Origin of the sequence: Dongshaea marina (assembly GCF_003072645.1) — a bacterium.
In the GTDB taxonomy this organism is placed as follows: domain Bacteria; phylum Pseudomonadota; class Gammaproteobacteria; order Enterobacterales; family Aeromonadaceae; genus Dongshaea; species Dongshaea marina.
This window is the reverse complement of the sequence record NZ_CP028897.1, coordinates 2,174,900-2,191,311: the sequence shown is the minus strand read 5'-3', so window position 1 is coordinate 2,191,311 and position 16,412 is coordinate 2,174,900. Positions and strand designations below refer to the sequence as shown.

Sequence of the window (16,412 nt, the reverse complement as noted above, 5' to 3'; positions counted from 1 at the left end):
ATGCAAAGCTGGGAAGGGATCCGCGAATTTATCGCGGTTGCACAGGAGCAAAGCTTCACCAAGGCGGCAAAGAGGCTGCGACTGTCAACCGCTCAGGTGAGTCGTCAGATAAGCGCGCTGGAGAGGCGGCTTGCCGTTAAGCTCTTTCACCGAACCACCCGAAAGGTATCACTGACCGAGGGAGGAGCGCTGTTCCACCAACAGTGTAAACCGCTACAGGATGGATTAGAGGAAGCGCGACGCGCCCTGACACAGCTGCATGAAACTCCGGCTGGAAATCTTAGGATCACCGCCCCCGTCAGCTATGGTGAGAAAACCATAGCTCCATTGCTGCATGACTTCATGGAGCGCTACCCTGAGCTGAGTATTGAACTGCAGTTGACCAATCAGACACTGGATCTGCTGGAGGGAGGCTTTGATCTGGCGATCCGTTTGGGGCAGCTCAAGGATTCAGGGATGATCGCCAGGAAACTGGCCTCCCGTTCTATTGTGACCTGCGCCTCCGTGGGCTATCTGAGCCGTAAGGGCACCCCCCATACAGTTTCAGAGTTATCCCATCACAACTGTTTACTGGGAACCCTGGAATTCTGGCGGTTTCATCTTAAGGGAAATGTTCGCCCGGTGCGGGTTCAGGGCAGCCTGAGTTGTAACAGCGGCTTTGCATTAGTGGATGCAGCGCTCAAGGGAATTGGCATAGTTCAGCTTCCCGATTACTACCTGCAATCAGCCCTGGAGGAAGCTAAGCTGATCCCCGTACTTGAGGCCTATAAGATCCCGGATGAAGGGATCTGGGCACTCTACCCTCAAAATCGACAGCTCTCAACCAAGTTGCGTTTGCTCCTTGAGTTTCTAAGCCAAGGGCTATCTTCTCATGAGTAATTCGTCTCAGAGGAGTCATGGAAGGTCTCTCAAAATATGCAGGGGCTTGGCTACCGGTTCAAATTTGCGAGCTGCTCTTTGCACCAACGCAGCCCTTCACCAAAATCATGGAAGTGCTTCACCGTCAGTAAGTGTCCTGCTCTGGTTGCGTATTCCCGGGCTAAGCTCTGTTGCATCTTCATCTGGGATATCGCTGCCTGGAAGTATTGGTTACGATTGGATAGCTCCTCTGCCAACTGCTCAAAACGCTGCATCGCTTCGGGGGTACAGAGCCCCCACTCAGTGAGATCGCCCACCAAGCCCCACGGGGAGTGCTCTATATGGCTGACATAGTTTTCACACAGATCATGACAATAGGCCTCAGCCTGCTCCAGATTCCAAGACCCGTAGGCACGCATGATCACTATATTGGAGTCCAGCTCTATGCTGTATGTCCCATGCTTATTCCTTGTGTTTGCCATCATAGATCCCAAGAGAAACAGCCACCGCTGAAAGTATAATGCTTTAACGACCATGGCATTTGCTATTCATCTGCATTACCCATAATCCTGAGCAATATTACTCAATACGTTCAGGATAAGATCATCCCAGTAAATTCAAGCTATCCAGGGTCAACAGATCCAGCCCAATCATTATAGGATTGTTCAGGATAGGTTCACCGGGAACTCATAATCGTATAGGATTGTAATTAATCAGTCGTGGCAAGGAGCGCCACCAATGGATAGACTAGCTGGCATATTCATCATCCTGTTCACTCTAACTTTACCCATGATGGCAACTTGCGCCCCACGGTATACCAATCAGATCACTCCCCAGCGGATGCTCATTGTACTCTCAGCACCGTCGGTCGATGATCCCTACTACAAAGACTCCTTTTCAAAGATCATCGATTTTGATGTCCGCTTTGCCAGGGCGATCATGGGTCACGACAATGTGGTTGTACTGGCGGATAAAAAGACACTCCCCTACCTGGAGGGAAAACTCCCCGACGACATTCTGCTCGAGGCCAACATAGATGATATCTGGATCCGTGACTTTGGCACCGTCCTGCCGAATAAGATGGTGGCATTTGTCTATGACAGGCCCAAAGAGAAATCTATCCAGCAAAGCTTTGCGCGCTTTGCCAGGGAGCTGGGTCTTAAGTTCTCCCACAGTAAGCTCAAGGTTGATGGTGGCAATGTCGTCGACAGTAGTGATGGTACTGTGATCCTCACCGATAAGGTGTTCGAGCGAAATCCGGGACTGACTGAAAAAGAGCTGACTCGCAAGCTTAAGGGGGCTCTTGGCGCAAAACAGATCGCCTATATCCCAATGGATGAAGAGTTTCTCGGCCACGCCGATGGGATGGTGATGTTCTCCAATCCCCATCAACTGCTGGTGAACAACTACCCGGACGATCCCGAGTTTAAGCAGGAAGTCCTCAGTGCCCTAAAACATTATCTGCCCGGAATAAAAATCACTGAAATCGAGGGTGCCGGTTATGGTGAACAGTATGGAGATTATGCTTCCGCCTGTGGTATCTATGTCAATTCCGTGGTGACCCACAATTACATCTATGCCCCTCGCTTTGGAAACTCCAAAGATCATCAGGCTCTGCAAACGATCCAGGATAGCAGTGACAAAAAGCTCATCAGTGTCGATGCACAAAACGTCTGTTATCTCGGGGGAAATCTTCGGTGCCTGAGCTGGCAGCTCACCGGCGAAAATGCCAATAAACTGATCCAAGCCGCCCGAGAGCCACACAGGGAAGCTCAATGAAACTGAGAAAAGCCACTCAAGCCGATTACCCAAGGCTCATTGGGTTATGGGAGTCCTCTGTGCGCGCCACCCACCACTTTTTGTCTGAACAGGATATAGCGTTTTTTAAGCCCTTGATCCTGGATCAATATTTTGATGCGGTTGAGCTGAGGGTGGCAGAGGCGCAACCGGGAACTATCCAGGGTTTTGTCGGGGTCGCCCAAGGCAATATTGAAATGTTGTTTGTTGATCCAGTTTTTCATGGCCAGGGGGTGGGGCGAGCCCTCCTGGAAGAAGCCGTTGATCAGATGGATGCCCGCTGTGTGGATGTGAATGAGCAAAACCCGGACGCCCTGCACTTTTACCTACACTGCGGGTTTACTGTGACGGGACGCTCCGAACGAGACGGTATGGGGAAACCTTTTCCACTGCTGCACCTCAAGCTCAGGACACGCACATGACCCATTCAAACAGAGCGAAGCTGGATTAACCAGCGATACAAACCTCCCTTGGGCATGGGCACATGATCTGTTGAGGCCTGATGGACTTTCAGGCCTGCTCAAGCCACCAGGCTAATTCTGCTAACCAATATACAGGATATCGGCCCCCTGACTCTCCCTCTCAATATTGTTGCCATTTGGCGACAGTTATCTCGTAATCCTGCGCGACACAAATAGTCTGTCAGGCAGACTATCTTTACCAAGCCTCCAGTGAACCACTTCAGCAGCTGGCGACTTCGTTTGTTTAATACCCGGGTATCAAATCATCCGATAGCAAGCTGATGAGACCTCTTTTTGATGAAACACTCGTCTCCTGACTGGAGCATCCCACTGATGAGTCCATCAGCTTTTTTCTGAATAAGGTATTTATGAAATCAACAGCACTACGGCTGTCTTGTACAGTTGCTCTTATATCTGCACTCTTTGCGACTCAGGCAAACGCAGCCTCTTCTTTTCAGTTAACCATAGACAACAGCCAGCGTTCAACCCAGGCAAGCATCATGGTCCCTCCTACACTTGGCAGCTCCCCGGCTCTGGATCAAAAGGGTCATTTTGAAGTACCCGCAGGCACAAAAAAAACGATCAGGGTTCAGCTCAATCCTTCCGCTGAAGGCTCACATCTTTACATAGGAACCAATGGGGGTTGCCGAGATTCAAAGGCAACAAACAGATATGGTGATTTTCGTAATCTGATGGCGGATAAATCCCAATACCTGTTGATCATGGGCTCTTCTCCACAAAATTGTCACTTCAATGCAGCCCCCTCCCCGGGCCCTACACCCGGGCCAACACCTCCAGCCGGCAAGATCGCTGCAGGAAATGGTGTCATCATCGATGATGTTGCCCAAGACATCCACACCAGTGGAGCCGGATTTCATTCAACCACCATGGATGCGATCAAACTCAACTACCAGGCGGATGGAAAAACTATCTACCTGATGCCTGACTTTGCCAGCATCATCCAAAAGCCAGGTGCGGCTCCCCATTGGGCAAACGATAGCTGTAGCACTCATACTCAGGAGTTCACCTTTAACTACAGCTCTTTGCCGTTGATCAAATCCACGGTTGTTAATCGCCCCGAGATACTCGGAACCTGTATCCCAGGTCAGGAGATCACCCGGCTATACCATCAATCCCTTCCCAAAGCCGATATCAAAGTGCTCCCCATGTTCAACGGCTCAGCGGATCAATTAAATCAGTGGAGTATTAGTACCCAAAGACAATTGGCGGAGGCGATTGCAACAGAGATCAACTCTGATCCCTATGCAGCAGGTGTCTCTTTTGATCTCGAAGGTCCTGGCATGAGTGATAGCACGATTGAGAATTTTATCGGCAGGATCTCTGAACTTTTACAAACTAAAGGCAAGATAGTTGCGGTATTTGATGCCAAAGTCGCTGCGCTGGCGAAAGTAAATGCTAAGTACCACAACGCTATGGCGCTGCAAGCCCTCTATGATTTCGGCCTTGATCCCAAGCACCCCTACAGAGCACTCAGCGAGTCTCAGTACAAAATGGCTGCCGCAAACGCTGTCAAAGCCTATCTGGGTGGATATGGGGCCAAACTGCCAGTGATGTTCGTTGTCCCCGGCGCCGCAACCACGACCCTGTATGAACACCTGAACCTGTTCAACCAGGAGTTTGCAAAACCGGAATTCACACTCCCAAATGTCAGGAGAACGCCATGCAGTGATCCCCAACTGCTTGGAGATAACCAAAGCGTATTACAGGAGTTTTTAACCAAGCCAGCAACGGCTCAGGATGAGAGTGCGTTGAATTATTTTCTCTCAAACTGTAAGCGATTCGATAACCCGAATCAGGTAAACATGTCGCAATACCTGACAGACTCACTCGGCGCGATTGAACAGGAGCAAGGCCAGCTGATCCAGGGAGGCGAAATCGTGGGGGCTCTTCTGTATAACCAAAAACCAGATGGTTTTTATGCCCTGACGGCCGCCAAACGAGCCGACTCTATCTTTTATACACCATCACTGCATAAGCGAGTCCTGGCATTTTACCCCGAGTCAATCAGTGCTGATGAGTGGAGTGCCCTGAGCAGCTTCAAGCTGAGCTCATCCCATAAATCCGGAGCTTAAAAGCCATGAGCCTGCAGGATTTTCTGCAGGCTTCCATCCGCCCTCATCTGTTCAAGAGCAAGATCCAGTTTATGCTGCTTCTGCTCTGCATTTTTTGTGAGCTTAGAAACCAATATATACAGAGGATTTACCTTAAGAGCTGGCTCCAGCGACTTGATCTGTGAGTCTTGCCGGGAAGAGAACCCGCTCTTGAGTAACCCCTTTGCCACCAGCTGATCTGAGATCACCAGATCGACACGTCGTGCAAGTAATCGCTCAAAGCTCTTGGTCAGGGTGTTGGCTTTAACCCTTTGAAACAGGGTCGAGGAGTTAAAAGCATCTGAATAATGGTAGCCATTCATCACCCCCACAGATAACCCCTGCAAACTCTTAAGACCTGTATACTGGATCGGATTATCCTTGAGGGCAAAGAACACTACCCGACTATCGGCGAGAGGCCGGGTATAGAAAAAGTCTCTGGCTCGCTCCTGGGTATAATAAGCCCCCAATGTACCGTCATAGACCCCCATCCTTGCATGCTTGAGAGCCCGATTCCAGGGCATAAATTTAACTTCAAGTTGATAACCTGAGCGCTCACACGCCTGGCGGGCGATTTCGGTTAAAAAGCCCTGCTGTTTAAGAGTCGGAACATAATAAGGAGGCCAGGGATCGGTGACCAGAGTGATCACTTCTGCCGCCCGAGCCACAGGTAAAAGATAAACAAAGAGTATTAAAGCAAGAATAATTCTCATCAGCGATGCCCTGTCATATCCCTGGGTTGAGTACAGCTGACCCACAGCTGGGCTCACTCGGTTCTTTCAGAGGAGGCCGACTGAGGTATACCTGTCGTTATTCTGGTTAATTTACGAAAAAAGAGAGTGTAACCTTCACCGGCCATCCCATACCCGATCTGCTCTGAAATATCTGAAATCGTCAGAACACCAACCCCTGTCCCTGAATCAGGGGTTGGCTAATCAGCATAACCAAGGAGAGTTCACCCTGCCTATCGGGCTTACAAGGGACTGAGTATCCCTCCGATCTCTTTTTCAAAACGGCTAAAGCACTCACTGTCGATGAAGGCTCCGAGAGCCCCCTCACGCAAACAATAGATGAACATGATTGAGCTCCAACGCAACCCTGAGCCAAAGCCATAAGGAAAGACAGGCCTGTGCTCCAATAACCGGCACTCAGGACCCAAGTCCAGATCGACATAATATTGAGTCCAGTTGGTGATTAATACCCGGTTACTCGGGGTTGACTCCTGGCTATCACTGAGATGATAGCTATCGAGTGAGTCTACAAACTGACGAACATTCCGGGCACTGGCAAATTCATCGGGATACAGAATCGAGGCAAGCACATAGTTCCCCACCTGATTATCCTTAAGCCTTAAATCTCTCCCCCGAAGATTAACCGCAAGTAATCCACAGTGTGCTTCACTCGTTTTCATAAACCATGAGGTTAAAATATCATTGGTCGATACATAGGCCGAACCATCACTGTGAGCTAAAACAGCTTGCTTCTCCTGATCGACCCATGCTTTATTGATCCTGAAAAATCCGCTCTTGTGGTGATCGGGCTGCTCATCATATTGCGACTCCTCCTTTATCCTGAATCCATTGATGAGGCATTGCCTCTTATTAAGTTTCATATCCTTAAACACATGTGCCAGCCGTTTTCGGTTATCACAGGAAAACCCTCTTATCTCATCGGGCAAGTGAGACAGGTTATCGACAACTTCAAAACAACGCTTAGACTCCAGGAACTTCACCTCAGACTCAGGACTCAGCATCCCATAGAGCTGATAGAAAGTTGCTGCATCGCCAAGCACATGGGACATAGACACTATCAATATAAAGTTATGCTTATCCCCTTCACATACAGTTATTTTGATCAGGGACTCATCTTTATCGATGCAATGGATCCCCTGCCTCACGTACAGGCCCTGTTGCTGCTTGGTTATAAAACGGGAGCTGCTCTGCTTAATCATCGTCTCAAAGCCCCCACCATCCATGCCAAGCTCCGACAAATGCACCGATTTAAAAAGCTCGCCCGGAGTAAAATCATCATGCGGATAAGATAACCCAGGTTGACCACTTTCAGGGTTGGTGACCAGCCGAGATCTAACCCACGGGTTGACGCTAACAATCTCTTTTAATCGTGCCTCAATAAATTCCTCTGGCACTTTACCTTCAAACAGGGTCGAAACGGTCATAGATTCCGTCAATAACAGATTCGTCCTCTCTTGCGGAAGAAGTTCAACGACACTGTTGTAATGTTTTTCTGATCCCATGGGATTCATTTTATTTATCCTTGTTGATTATGTTTCTGAACGACTGCTCATATTAAAGATATGAACATCTTATTCCCGCTAAACTCCCGATAGCTAAACCCCATAGGAAGGAGTCATCCTCCCCCATGGTTTAGCAAGCGCTGGCCTTTGAACTTATCCCATTGCCAGCGATCGTGCTCCGGGCAGATATACATAGCGACTTAATCCGATGGTGTTAAATAGAAAGGACAAAAGCCAATGACTCGAGGTAAAGGTTGAATTGTTCATGATGCAATTACTCCTGTAATTAAGGTTTCCCTCAAAGGAGTCTGCATCAACACGACGAAGAACTCCGTCTGAGAAGCAGGGCATAAAAAAGCCCGGGATCAGATCCCGGGCTTCTACAAGATAGAGAGTAAAACGGCTGCCGATCTGATCGCTATAACTTCAGCTTCTCGATACAAATCCTGAACATCGTTTACTCTCCCTTCAAATTAGAAGCAAAATATAACACCCACGAAAAACCTTAACAAGCGCGAGACACAACAGAGCCTAAAGTCTGGCAAGGCAGGCAGTTAAGTTTCGATAGTCCTCGCGGGTGGGAGGCTGACGGGGATCAAAGTTGAGTCGGGTATAGAGTGTAGCAAATGTCTGACAGGGCTCGGCCAGATGAGGGCTCTGTGTCGCAACCCGTTGCGCCAGTTGCTGTGCCGTCTCCCCGCAAATTCGCTCAAAACCCCGACGCCTGATCCGTCGACAAAACCTCAGAAATAACCTGTCCAATCGGCTGCGTCTTTGCCGGACCTGCCACAAACCAAACAAGCCGTATCCACTCAGGACAAGAACAGATCCTGTAACCAGAATAAGACCACTCTTGAGATAAGCCGCCACCCCAAGCCAGTTGCCCAGCAGATCACCCTGGCGCTTTTCATCATAGCCAATGACATAGCGATGCCATCGATACTCAAGTCGATCCCATTGGCGACGCAGGGTATTGAGCCACACCAGGTGCTGATAACGCAGCAGTGACAGTGGCCGCTGCTCAAGAAAACTTCCCTCAGGAGCGGTCGCCTCTGCAAGCCCCCGCTCGATACGGGAGGGGGCTACCATAGCGGTTGGATCCACGCTGACCCAGCCACGTCCGGGAAGCCAGACTTCAACCCAGGCATGGGCATCAAACTGGCGCACCTGGACAAAACCAAGCGGGTCGATCTCCCCCCCTGGTATCCTGCCACCACCCGCGCCGGGATCCCTGCGGCTCTCAGCACAAACACCAGCCCTCCTGCAAAATGGGCACAAAACCCACGGCGCGTTTCAAACATGAATTGATCTATGGTGTAGCCGGTAAGCCTTGGAGGCCTGAGCGTGTAAAAAAATGGCTCCTGCCTGAAATAGTTGAGCGCGGCCTGCAGAAGCTTCTCCTCAGAAGCTGAATGAGCAGAGCGAAGCTCCCGGGCAAGCTGACGGGTACGCGGATTTCCCGCAGGTAGCCGCAATGTCAGATCTCTGAGCCAGTAGGGCAGGCTTTCATCTCGTATCGCTGCGGATTCACTGCTAATCCGGTAGCTGGCCCGCTCAACCCTGCCCTTAGGGCGCATCAGGTTATAATCCCGGGTAAAGATGAGAGGTTGAAGAGTCTGGCTCACACTGGCCAACGAATAGATCCAGGAACTTCCTGCCGGCTCCAGTAACAGCTCGTAGTCAAGAGAAGCAAGGGTGCCTCTAAGCCAGGGACTGCGTTTCGTCTTAGGTCGCAAAGCTTCATCTTTCAGTCCCATTCGTCTTGCAAGCTGGGTTTCGTCCAGTCGATACCAACGCCGCCCATCAAACTCACTCAGGGTCAGGGCGCGCCAATAGAGCCTGCTTTTATCCGGGATCTCCCCCTCGAATCTCGCACGGAAAACCAGTTCATCAGACTGAGTCAGGTGAGCAATATCCCCGGGGGCTATCCTGTCACTCAGACCAGTCCGTCCCTGGTGACTCGCCAGCGGAACAGCCCACAGCGGGGGAACCCTGGGAACCAAAATAAATAGCAGCACCATCAGGGGAGATGCCTTAAGCAGCAAGCTGGTAACGGCCCAGGCATTGTCTGAGAAGGTCTCTCGGGTGTGGGGACGATTCAAGCCGATAAGGACCAGCAGGATGACCCAGATCACTAGGCATCCATAGAGACTGATAAGAATACTCTGTTTGAACAAGAAGACCGATCCCAGAACAAAAAAGCTCAGCCCGCAGACCCACTGGGCGTCCCGATTCAGCCGCATCTCCAGCAGCTTGAGGCAGTAAAAGAGACACAAGAGTGAAACCAGGGCCTCGAGGCGAACCGCAAATCGGTACTGAGCAACCAGGGCAAAGATCGCCGCAATCACCAGCAACATTTTGAATGTCCGACCAGGAAGGCTTCGCCGCATCTGCAGCAGCAGAAAACGCCAGCACCACACGACAATCGCAACCAAAGACAGCCAATAGGGAAGAACTGACCACAGTGGTAGAAAAAGCAGCAACTGGATCGCTAATAGGCCGATCAGGCTACTGCGGTTGAGTGATCCAAGCCGATCACTCATCTCCCTGCCCTTCACCAAACAGCGCCAGCTGTCTTAAACAGGCTTTCTGCTGAGCTACACCCAAACCGATCTCAACCTGCTGAGCGGGCATCTGCAAACCATAAGCCTGCTGACGACGCTCTGACTCCAGGACCCAATAGCAGAGTTGGCTGAGGCGCATCTCCACTCCCCCATGGGTTTGTTCCCAGCACAACCAGTTACGACTATCTTCACGGGAGATAAACTGCTTAGTGATCAAAGCGTCTCCCTTGACCCGTTTCTTCCAGGCGATCTGACTGATCGGATCCCCCGGTTGGTAGCGGCGAAAACCGGCAAAGTCATCCTGACCCAGAGTGACTTTTCCTCGCCCCTCATCACTACTCCACCCTCCATCCGGCACCGGAGATGGTAGCGGTTCAGGGTACACCAGGGCTGAAAATCCAAGATCGATCCAGCTCCAGGCTTCCAGTAATCCCAGGGGATAGCGACTACTGATCCGAAACCGCCCGGGGTGCAATCGTCCACGGCGACGAGCCGGGTAATAAAGGTGACAGTGGTGGGACTTACCCCTGAGTATATCGGCCGTGATCTCACCACTTACGGGCCAGCCAAGCCTGAGGGATCTATGACCAGGTCCATTGAGCTGGATGCCGAAGCAGATCTCCTCCCCCGCAAATCCATGGCCATTATGATGCTTACTCAGCCGAAGACCTCGCAGGTTATAAAATGTCTCCCAGATGGCAACCAGAAACAGGCTCAGTAGCAGAAAACTCAGGGCAAAAGCCAGGCTGTTCCCATAATTGAGCCCAAGCAGGAAGATGATCACCACCAACAATAGCAGCAGATAACCAAAGCGGGTCGGTAAGATAAAGATCCGCCCCTCATTCAATACGACAGAGTCTGCCCCCGGGATCCTTGCATCCAGCCAACGCTCGATGAAACCTCGCCCTTTGTGCTTTATTCGATTCCACTCCCGGAAGATATTCATAACAGTTACTCGGCAATCACATCCACATCACGCAGCAGTCGCTGACTAAGAGCCTCTGCGGACTGCTGGCCTGTCTCTGTCTGCTCCTGCAGTCGATGCTCCACAACCGCGGGCAACACAACCTGGAGGTCCTCTGGGATCACATAGTTACGTCCATTCATCATCGACCAGCATTGACCGGCTCGTAGCAGAGCCAGCGCCCCCCGGCTGGACAGGCCGTAGGGGAAGGATTCCTGGCTCCTGCTATGCTCAATCAAACGTTGCAGATAGCTGAGAAGCGGCTCCGAAACCCGGATCTCAGAGACCTGCTGTTGCATCTCTTTAAGCTGGGAAACACTCAGTTGCTGAGTGAGGTGAGTGAGCTGCTCCCGACCATGCTGACCCAGCAGGATCAGTCGCTCGGCATCGGGATCCGGATATCCCAGTGCCAGACGCATGAAAAACCGATCCAGTTGTGAGCCTGGCAGTGGATAAGTGCCGCTATGACTCAGGGGGTTTTGCGTCGCAATTACAAAGAAGGGATCGGGCAGCGGACGAGTCACCCCCTCCACAGAAACCTGACGCTCCTCCATCGCCTCGAGCAAAGCACTCTGAGTTTTTGGGGTAGTACGATTGATCTCGTCGGCCAGGATCAAGGGGTGAAATATAGGACCCGGGTGAAAGCTAAACTGGGAGGTCGTTGTCTCATAGACAGACACTCCCAAAATATCAGCCGGCAGCAGATCGCTGGTAAACTGAATTCGCTGGGCCTGCAAACCCAGTACCCGGCCCAGCGCCAGGGCCAGGGTGGTTTTTCCCATGCCCGGCAGATCTTCAAGGAGCAGGTGGCCGCGGCAAAGCATACAGCAAAGCGCAAGACGGATCTGCAACTCCTTGCCCGCCAGAGCCTTGCCAACTTCGCTAACCACAGAGTCCAGTAACTGCTGTAATCCAGCCAACACACACCTCAAAGTCGAGTATCCAGCTACTGGTTTAAGTTTAATGGGTATTGAGACGACTGCCTGTTGTAAATAGTGAGTGATCCGATCTGGGTCTTAGCGTTCGTTTATTCAAACTCAGCCAATTTCTGACGACACCAAGCAAGAGCCTGATCTGGAGATTTAAAATAGTCGGTGATAATCGGCTGCTTATGCTCCATCGATTGCCGGATCATCTCTCGATGAATCGCCATATTCGGGATCACTGCCCGCACTTTTAAATTGTTTGTAAGCAATACCTTAACGTCACGCACAAAGACCTGCATCACATCGGGTGTACAGAGCTCCCAGTGACGTAAATCCTCAACAAGGGCCCAGGGCTTTGCCTTTAAGATCTCAAGATGCTCCATGATCTCATTCGATGCATCCAGTGCTGTCTGGGTATTCCAGGGGCCCCAGTTTCGAATAAACAGGATCTGTGAACCTATGAACTGTGAGTCAACCTCATACCCACCATGGGGATTCTTGTTTTGCTCCATACCTGATATCACACAACCCAAGATAAATTAAGTATCACTCAGGTAAGGGATGTTTTCTAACCTTGAGGGTAGGTTTTGTAGCAAGCTAGACACAGCAAATTCGACGGGTTCAAGCTTAACCCTACTTGCCGGCGAACCCAATCCATTGAAAACAAACACAGAGAAAACCCTTATAAATCAAAAGAATACATCTTATAAAAACAATCAATTGACTTAACTCAGAAGGCACAATTACCATACGCTGCAGAAACCGGCTGGCTCAAAATTGAGTCTCTGAACCCAACATACTTAGGAGCAGATAAAAGATGAATACAAAGCATTCGGGCTCATGCCTTTGCGGTGAGGTTGAGTATCTGGTCGAAGGGAACTTTGAGCACTTTTATCTTTGCCATTGTGAATACTGCCGCAAGGATACCGGCTCAGCTCATGCTGCCAACCTCTTCTCCAGCAGCGCTAAACTAACCTGGCTCAATGGACAAGATAAAACCATAATCTATCGCCTTGACGGCACCCGTCACGCCAAATGCTTTTGCTCGACCTGCGGCTCTGCACTACCGCAACAATCAAGTGACGGTAAACTTGTGATGGTGCCAGCAGGAAGCCTTGACAGCTCACTGAGTATGAAACCTCAGCTGCATCTTTTTAACTCCAGCCGGGCAGATTGGGATCATGAGCTTGAAAGCGTTCCTGTTGTAGAAAAACTTCCCGCTTAATGAACTTGAAGATCATAACTTTACCGTCTGCTGCCGGATGGGTTGATAACACTTGAACAGAGAAGGACCGGACCACCATGGAGCTAGAGATCTATCAAGTTGACGCTTTTACATCACAACTCTTCAAAGGAAACCCGGCCGGCGTTTGCATTACCCAACAGCCTCTTGGTGAACCCCTGATGCTAGCGATCGCGGCAGAACTAGCCGTTTCTGAGACCGCTTTCTTCAGCTTAAATGATTCAAGACTCAGGTGGTTCACTCCCAGAGCCGAAGTAAATTTATGCGGTCACGGCACTCTGGCCCTCACCCATGTGCTTAAAGAAAAGGGCCTGGCCAGCCTCAATGAAGAGATTAGCTTCAACACCCTGTCCGGCGCTTTACGGGTCAAAGTAACTCCAGAAAACATTGAGCTGAACTTCCCTGAAGCAGAGCTAGAGCTGGATCTGCCCATGGAAGAGGAGTTGCTGAGTTTACTCGGCCTTCACTCCAAGCAAGTTCTGGCCTATGGGCGTTTTGATAAAAAAATCCTGATCGAAGTGCAAAATGAGCAGATCCTTGAGGGGCTCAAGCCCAATTTTGAGGGGCTAAGAGAGCTAGAGGGTCGTGGCGTCCTCATCACTGCAAAGGCAACCTCCACAGTACATGATTTTACCTCTCGTTACTTTGCCCCCTGGGTTGGCGTCAATGAAGATCCGGTCACAGGCTCAGCTCACTGCGCGCTGGCTGTCTATTGGGGGAATAAATTAACATGCTCCAGTCTTCTGGGTTATCAGGCTTCTGAGCGGGGCGGCTATGTTCGCCTGGAGCGGCTGGAAAACCAAAGGGTAAAACTGATAGGCCAGGCGGTAACAGCCTTTAAAGGTACGCTTTTCCTGCCAGACTAGAGCGTTTTCCGGATAAACCGGTTCATTTCATGAAAGCTGCTTTGACTTTGATCGCTGACTCGCAAGTCACATCCATGTTGCTCTACTGCAGCATCCTTGCTGCAGAAGGTCAGCTTAACAAAGCTCAAAGCAGCACTTGAACTTGAGGGGCGCGAATAACTACCCGGATTAAACCAAAAATGCTCTAGCCTGGAACAGAGCAGCTGAGCACAAATGGCCGCTAGTAAAATAATCAATCATTTCAGTAGCTTAAAGCCATGCTTCACCAGAATATGTTCATACTGGCCATTCTCTTTAATGATACTGAGCCCTTTGTTAAACAGGTCGACCTGCTTTTTGTTGTCTTCATATTTTTTAGAGAATGCCAGATAGATCCCCTCTGACTCGATCGGTGGCATCAGAAATATCACGCTGTCACTGGGGATCTTCTGCAACTTAATGTAATACATGATGTTGTCTTTTGACTCCAAAATCATGTCATAGCGCCCCAGGCTCAACATAGTCACCGCCTGCCGATAGTTGTTATAGAGCTTCACATCCAGCTTGTTTCTGTGAATCTCAAATCGCTCACCAAATACCCCGCCATTGAGTACCCCGATACTGTATCCCTTGAGTTTATCCAGGGCATCCGGCTCGATAGGGATCTCAGATAGATCTGAGTTTTGCACAAACACCAGCTCCGAAAAGTAGAGAGGATCGGAGAAATACATACTCTGTTCACGCTCTTCACTGTAGAAGGCTCCATGCAGTATCTTTTCCTCTCCCGCAGTTACCAGCCTGAGCGCCCGCTTCCAGGGCATATAACGAACCGAATAATCAATCCCCACGGCCTTGAATGCCGCGACCGCTATCTCGGTAATGAATCCGTTATTTTCCAGTTTCTTACCATAATAGGGCTCCCAATTAAGAGTCACTCCGGATAGCTGAGTGTTTGCCAAAGCAACAGACGATAGGAAAGATAGGCTTAAGAGTAGCGCAGCAAGGGGGGCAAGTTTGCTCTGCATAGTTAGGATCAATGTGAAGCGACATAGGATAACTATAGCCAACTCTGAGTTCTCAGATTGGCCGATAGTCTCCGAATGAGCAACACAATCATGCCAGAGCACTTTTGGGTTAATCTGGGTCACCCCTTTCAAACCAATCAGATTAATTTCTGGTTTTGCTAAGCTGACTTTCTGCAGCAAGGGCGGAGTTGCAATGCAACGTAGCGAGAAGCAGGAAAGATAATCTATGCAGCAGATCACCAGCCACCGGCATTAAAGAGCAGCCAAAAGTTTTACAAATCAGTTGAACAACATAACAGCAAACCCGCCATAACCTTAGCGTATGCTCGACATGCCCCTCCTCTTATCACATACTTTATCTAGTCGACTCACACATCAGGGCCATGCCAGATATGCCTGGAACGTTACGACTTATCGCACTATTCTTCACATGTATTCCATTCACTTGCTTTCCGTCAGCCCCGAGCTTTGATTGCAATCAAGCGCAAACTTCGGTTGAGCAGGCAATATGCCGTAGTCTGCCCTTGATGGACCTAGATAGACAGCTAAGTGCTATATATAAGAAAGCAAAAAAATTAACCCCTTCTCCTCCCTTGCTAAAATCAGAGCAGATCCGCTGGATTGTTGATGCAGACGCCTGTATTTATACGACAAAAAATAACGATATCCAATGCCTGATTGACTATTATCAAAAGCGCATTTTATACCTAAGTAGAATGATTAAATCACAACATAAAATTGACAATGACAAAGATCTTCTGGCAACACAAAAAACAAAACTAAAACGTCTAAACAAATTAAAAACACTAAACAATTCAGCTGCCTGGAATCACTTCATTGATAGCAATGTAATGACCTATTATCAGAAGCAACCACACTGCATGATAGATAAGAACAATAACTTCAAAACCTGTGTTACACATCTCTATAAAGATAGGCATAATGGTATCATCAGCCAAAACACCATAAATGACACGCTCAAGAATTACACAGAGCTACACACTAAGATTCGTGGACTATCTTCATATGTATCCGATGCCATTTCAGTCGCAAAATATAGTGAAAGGGTCGGAAAGTCCTACCAGGACTTAATCTTAAGCCTTCTAAAAGCAATCGAAAATTCTTACCCCGGTTGTGATAAAAAGCTGGAGGCTCGTCTAACGAAACAACTGGATTTAATCTATAACTCCGGCATCCGGTTTTATAGTGACTTGAACTACTACCTTTATCGGGATAGAAACCCTAATATCTGGGGTGCAGTTGACGTCAGCATTGCCAATATTGCCTCTTATGAAGCCATGGCCAAACAGCTAATCAGTATTTTCAATCTGGTACAGAGTGATGACTGCGGACCAGAACTTTAA

15 protein-coding genes and 1 pseudogene are annotated in these 16,412 nt (G+C 49.5%); 7 read left to right on the top strand and 9 right to left on the bottom strand.

Annotation, left to right across the window (positions count from 1 at the left end):
* The gene (locus DB847_RS10490; RefSeq protein ID WP_108650634.1) at nucleotides 1–879 is read left to right on the top strand and encodes a LysR substrate-binding domain-containing protein; all 879 of its coding nucleotides are present in this window, start codon (nucleotides 1–3) and stop codon (nucleotides 877–879) included.
* Nucleotides 880–929: 50 nt separating this feature from the next.
* On the opposite strand, the gene DB847_RS10485 is transcribed toward DB847_RS10490, so the two are convergent.
* Nucleotides 930–1,340, bottom strand: coding sequence for a hypothetical protein (locus DB847_RS10485; RefSeq protein ID WP_159084527.1), 411 nt, complete (start codon nucleotides 1,338–1,340; stop codon nucleotides 930–932).
* 256 nt (nucleotides 1,341–1,596) lie between these two features.
* On the opposite strand from DB847_RS10485, the gene DB847_RS10480 reads away from it, so the two are divergent.
* The 3 genes from DB847_RS10480 (at nucleotide 1,597) to DB847_RS10470 (ending at nucleotide 5,209) form a co-directional block, all read left to right on the top strand.
* Nucleotides 1,597–2,637 carry an agmatine deiminase family protein gene (locus DB847_RS10480; protein WP_108650632.1) on the top strand — a complete coding sequence of 347 codons (1,041 nt, stop codon included), beginning with the start codon at nucleotides 1,597–1,599 and terminating at the stop codon, nucleotides 2,635–2,637.
* Nucleotides 2,634–3,077, top strand: a complete 444-nt coding sequence (locus tag DB847_RS10475) for a GNAT family N-acetyltransferase (protein ID WP_108650631.1) — start codon at nucleotides 2,634–2,636, stop codon at nucleotides 3,075–3,077. The genes DB847_RS10480 and DB847_RS10475 overlap by 4 nt, the downstream gene beginning before the upstream one ends.
* Nucleotides 3,078–3,484: 407 nt before the next feature.
* Complete coding sequence (locus DB847_RS10470; RefSeq protein ID WP_108650630.1) at nucleotides 3,485–5,209, top strand: hypothetical protein; 1,725 nt, start codon at nucleotides 3,485–3,487, stop codon at nucleotides 5,207–5,209.
* Here the strand turns inward: DB847_RS10470 and DB847_RS10465 are convergent.
* From DB847_RS10465 to DB847_RS10435, 7 genes and pseudogenes are all read right to left on the bottom strand, one after another.
* Entirely contained in the window at nucleotides 5,206–5,985 is a 780-nt protein-coding gene (locus DB847_RS10465) for a substrate-binding periplasmic protein (protein WP_108650629.1), read from the bottom strand. The two genes, DB847_RS10470 and DB847_RS10465, sit on opposite strands and share 4 nt — an antisense overlap.
* Nucleotides 5,986–6,200: 215 nt before the next feature.
* A complete protein-coding gene (locus DB847_RS10460; RefSeq protein WP_108650628.1) occupies nucleotides 6,201–7,490 on the bottom strand; it encodes a hypothetical protein in 1,290 nt (429 codons plus the stop codon).
* Between the two features lie 522 nt (nucleotides 7,491–8,012).
* Complete coding sequence (locus DB847_RS10455; RefSeq protein WP_159084526.1) at nucleotides 8,013–8,648, bottom strand: DUF4129 domain-containing transglutaminase family protein; 636 nt, start codon at nucleotides 8,646–8,648, stop codon at nucleotides 8,013–8,015.
* Between the two features lie 6 nt (nucleotides 8,649–8,654).
* A pseudogene (locus tag DB847_RS10450) lies at nucleotides 8,655–10,024 on the bottom strand (transglutaminase family protein); the annotation flags it as partial.
* A complete protein-coding gene (locus tag DB847_RS10445) occupies nucleotides 10,017–10,991 on the bottom strand; it encodes a DUF58 domain-containing protein (protein ID WP_108650625.1) in 975 nt (324 codons plus the stop codon). The gene DB847_RS10445 and the pseudogene DB847_RS10450, both read right to left, overlap by 8 nt.
* A 5-nt stretch (nucleotides 10,992–10,996) precedes the next feature.
* Nucleotides 10,997–11,929 (bottom strand): AAA family ATPase, encoded by a 933-nt coding sequence (locus DB847_RS10440; protein WP_234418554.1) that lies wholly within the window; start codon nucleotides 11,927–11,929, stop codon nucleotides 10,997–10,999.
* A gap of 107 nt (nucleotides 11,930–12,036) precedes the next feature.
* The gene (locus tag DB847_RS10435) at nucleotides 12,037–12,447 is read right to left on the bottom strand and encodes a Tim44 domain-containing protein (RefSeq protein WP_108650624.1); all 411 of its coding nucleotides are present in this window, start codon (nucleotides 12,445–12,447) and stop codon (nucleotides 12,037–12,039) included.
* A 305-nt stretch (nucleotides 12,448–12,752) separates the two neighbouring features.
* Between DB847_RS10435 and DB847_RS10430 the strand changes: the two genes are divergently transcribed.
* Together DB847_RS10430 and DB847_RS10425 are read left to right on the top strand one after the other, a co-directional pair.
* Complete coding sequence (locus DB847_RS10430) at nucleotides 12,753–13,160, top strand: GFA family protein (RefSeq protein WP_108650623.1); 408 nt, start codon at nucleotides 12,753–12,755, stop codon at nucleotides 13,158–13,160.
* 77 nt (nucleotides 13,161–13,237) lie between these two features.
* Nucleotides 13,238–14,044 carry a PhzF family phenazine biosynthesis protein gene (locus DB847_RS10425; RefSeq protein ID WP_108650622.1) on the top strand — a complete coding sequence of 269 codons (807 nt, stop codon included), beginning with the start codon at nucleotides 13,238–13,240 and terminating at the stop codon, nucleotides 14,042–14,044.
* A gap of 236 nt (nucleotides 14,045–14,280) precedes the next feature.
* Here the strand turns inward: DB847_RS10425 and DB847_RS10420 are convergent, their stop codons facing one another.
* Complete coding sequence (locus tag DB847_RS10420; protein ID WP_108650621.1) at nucleotides 14,281–15,048, bottom strand: substrate-binding periplasmic protein; 768 nt, start codon at nucleotides 15,046–15,048, stop codon at nucleotides 14,281–14,283.
* A 527-nt stretch (nucleotides 15,049–15,575) separates the two neighbouring features.
* Here DB847_RS10420 and DB847_RS10415 point away from each other — a divergent pair.
* Nucleotides 15,576–16,412 carry a lysozyme inhibitor LprI family protein gene (locus DB847_RS10415; RefSeq protein WP_108650620.1) on the top strand — a complete coding sequence of 279 codons (837 nt, stop codon included), beginning with the start codon at nucleotides 15,576–15,578 and terminating at the stop codon, nucleotides 16,410–16,412.